We start from the raw sequence: 2,653 nt of genomic DNA, 5'->3' as shown, positions 1-2,653 counted from the left end.
CCGCCGCGTCGACCTCGGCGCGCGTGGCCAGCGGCACGCGCGCCAGCACTTGCTGCGTGGCCGGATTGACGACCTGGCGGTATTCGGTGGCGGCAGATTCGACCCATTCGCCGTTGATCAGCAGCTTGACGGTTGGAATCGCGGTTTCGGTGGCGGGCTGTTTGGTCATGGTGTCTCCGTCGGTTTGTTCTGGCGAGGCAAGTCGCAAGGGAGGGCGAGGGCCCGATCTACAGCGAGCGCGCGATCAGCATCCGCTGGATCTCGCTGGTGCCCTCGTAGATCTGCGTGATGCGCGCGTCCCGGTAGTGGCGCTCGACCGGGTAGTCCTCGAGGTAGCCGTAGCCGCCGTGGATCTGCAGCGCCTTCGAGCAGACCCGTTCGGCCAGCTCGGACGCATAGAGCTTGGCCTGGGACGCTTCGGACAGGCAGGGCTGGCCATCGCTGCGCATGCGCGCGGCACGATGCACCAGCAGGCGCGCCGCGTTCAGCTCGGTCGCCATGTCGGCGAGCATGTTGGCGATCGGCGCATGCTCGCGCAGCGGACGGCCGAACTGCACGCGTTCGCCGGCATAGCGGCAGGCGGCATCGAAGGCCGAGCGCGCGATGCCGATTGCCTGCGCGGCGATGCCGATGCGGCCGCCTTCGAGGTTCGACAGCGCGATGCGCAAGCCCTCGCCGGTGTCGCCGAGCAGCGCGTCGTGCGGCACGACGCAGTCCTCCAGCGTGATCGCGCAGGTGTCCGAGGCGCGGATGCCCAGCTTCTTCTCCGGGGCATGGACATGGAAACCCGGCGTGTCGGTCGGCACCAGGAAGGCCGACAGTCCGCGCTTGCCGCGTTCCGGCTCGGTCGCGGCAAAGACGATTGCGATGCCGGCGCGTTGGCCGTTGGTGACGAACTGCTTGTTGCCAGACAGCACCCAGCCGTCATCGGCCGGACGGGCGCGTGTGCGCAGGTTGTGGGCCTCCGAGCCGGCCTGCGGCTCGGTCAGGCAGAACGCACCGATCAGCTCGCCGCTGGCCAGCGCCGGCAGATAGCGATCCTTCTGCGCTTCGGTGCCGTAGTGCAGGATCGGGCCGCAGCCGACCGAGCTGTGCACGCTCATCAGCGTCGCGCAAGCCGCGCAGCCGGCGGCGATCTCCTCGATCGCCAGCGCGTAGGCGATGTAGTCCGTATAGGTGCCGCCCCATTGCTCGGGCACGATCATGCCGAGCAGGCCGAGCGCGCCCATCTCGGCGACGATCTCGTCGGGCAATTGTCCGCTGCGGTCCCATTGCGCGGCGTTAGGCTTCAGACGTTCCTCGGCGAAGGCGCGCGCGGTGTCGCGGATCATTCGTTGCTGCTCGGTGTATTCGCTGTACATGGCGCTGTCGTTGGGTGGTCGGGCGAGCGAGATTGACGGCAGTGTAGAAAGCCGATGCCGGCGCGCGCTATGCCAAAATCCGTCAACTGCGCTGAACTGATTTGCCACTGCCGGCGGTGTCCTCGAAACGACCGTCGCCGTGGCCGCGCCAATTCAGCGAACCTCACCGAACCCCACGGACCGTCTCCATGCCTTTGCTGTTGCGTCCCGTTGTTGCCCTGCGTACCGATGGAAAAAGGTAGTGTCGCGATCTGCTTCGTCCACCATGCGATCTCCGGCCTGCGCTCGCGCGGCATCGATGCCGAGCCGGTGCTGCGCGCCGCCGGTATCGCGCCCGCGATGCTGGCGGTGCCGCAGGCGCGGGTATCGGCGGCCAGCTACGGGGCGCTGTGGCTGGGGGTGTCGGCGGCGCTGGGCGACGAGTTCTTCGGCCAGGACTCGCGCGCGATGAAGCCCGGCAGCTTCGCGCTGCTGTGCCATGCGGTGGCCGGCAGCCGCACGCTGGGGCAGGGCCTGGATCGGGTCGCGCGCGGCTTCGGCGTGCTGCTCGACGATATCGGCGTGCAGCTGTTGCGCCGCTACGAGGGCAATGCCACCGCCGGCGGGCCGCAGCGTGCCGCGCTGGTGCTGACCGAGCCGTCGGGCCGCCGGCCCGGCGTGTTCGCGCAGGAGACGCTGCTGATCATGCTGCACGGACTGATGTGCTGGTTGGCGCGGCGGCGCGTGCCGGTGCGGCTGGCCGCGTTCCGCTATCCAGAACCAGACTACAGCGCCGAGTACCGCGTCATGTATTCGCGCCAGCTCGCCTTCGACGCGCCCGGCACCGCGCTGGTCTTCGACGCCGCGTGGCTGGACCATCCCGTGCGGCACGACGAGCGCAGCGTCAAGGCGTTCCTGCGCGACGCGCCGCACAACGTGGTGGTCAAGTATTCGGACCGCAGCAGCGTGGTGGCGCGCGTGCGCCGGCTGCTGCGGCAGTCGCGGCCGGACGTGTGGCCGACCTTCGAGGCGCTGGCGTCGGCGCTGCACCTGTCCGCTTCGTCGTTGCGACGACGCCTGATGGAGGAGGGCGCCACCTATCAGCAGCTGAAGGACGAATTGCGGCGGGACCTGGCGATCGAGGCGCTGAGCCATACCGATCTGCCGATCACCGAGATCGCGGCCGAGATGGGGTTTGCCGAGCCTGGCGCCTTCCATCGGGCGTTCCGGCGCTGGACCGGGCTGCGGCCTGGCGTCTATCGCGGCATGCAGGCAGCGGCGGACTGACGTCGCGGCCGACCGGGCGCTTCAGT

The 2,653-nt window shown here is 69.2% G+C and carries 2 protein-coding genes and 1 pseudogene; 1 reads left to right on the top strand and 2 read right to left on the bottom strand.

Annotated features, from left to right (window positions below):
- Positions 1–169, bottom strand: a pseudogene (locus tag B551_RS27115) (malonate-semialdehyde dehydrogenase); the annotation flags it as partial.
- A 58-nt stretch (positions 170–227) separates the two neighbouring features.
- Positions 228–1,361, bottom strand: a complete 1,134-nt coding sequence (locus B551_RS16255; RefSeq protein ID WP_006578911.1) for an acyl-CoA dehydrogenase family protein — start codon at positions 1,359–1,361, stop codon at positions 228–230.
- A 228-nt stretch (positions 1,362–1,589) separates the two neighbouring features.
- On the opposite strand from B551_RS16255, the gene B551_RS16250 reads away from it, so the two are divergent.
- Positions 1,590–2,627, top strand: coding sequence for an AraC family transcriptional regulator (locus tag B551_RS16250; protein WP_006578912.1), 1,038 nt, complete (start codon positions 1,590–1,592; stop codon positions 2,625–2,627).
- The last annotated feature ends 26 nt before the right edge of the window (positions 2,628–2,653 follow it).

The organism is Cupriavidus sp. HPC(L) (assembly GCF_000307735.3).
In the GTDB taxonomy this organism is placed as follows: domain Bacteria; phylum Pseudomonadota; class Gammaproteobacteria; order Burkholderiales; family Burkholderiaceae; genus Cupriavidus.
This window is presented reverse-complemented; position numbering and strand designations above follow the sequence as displayed.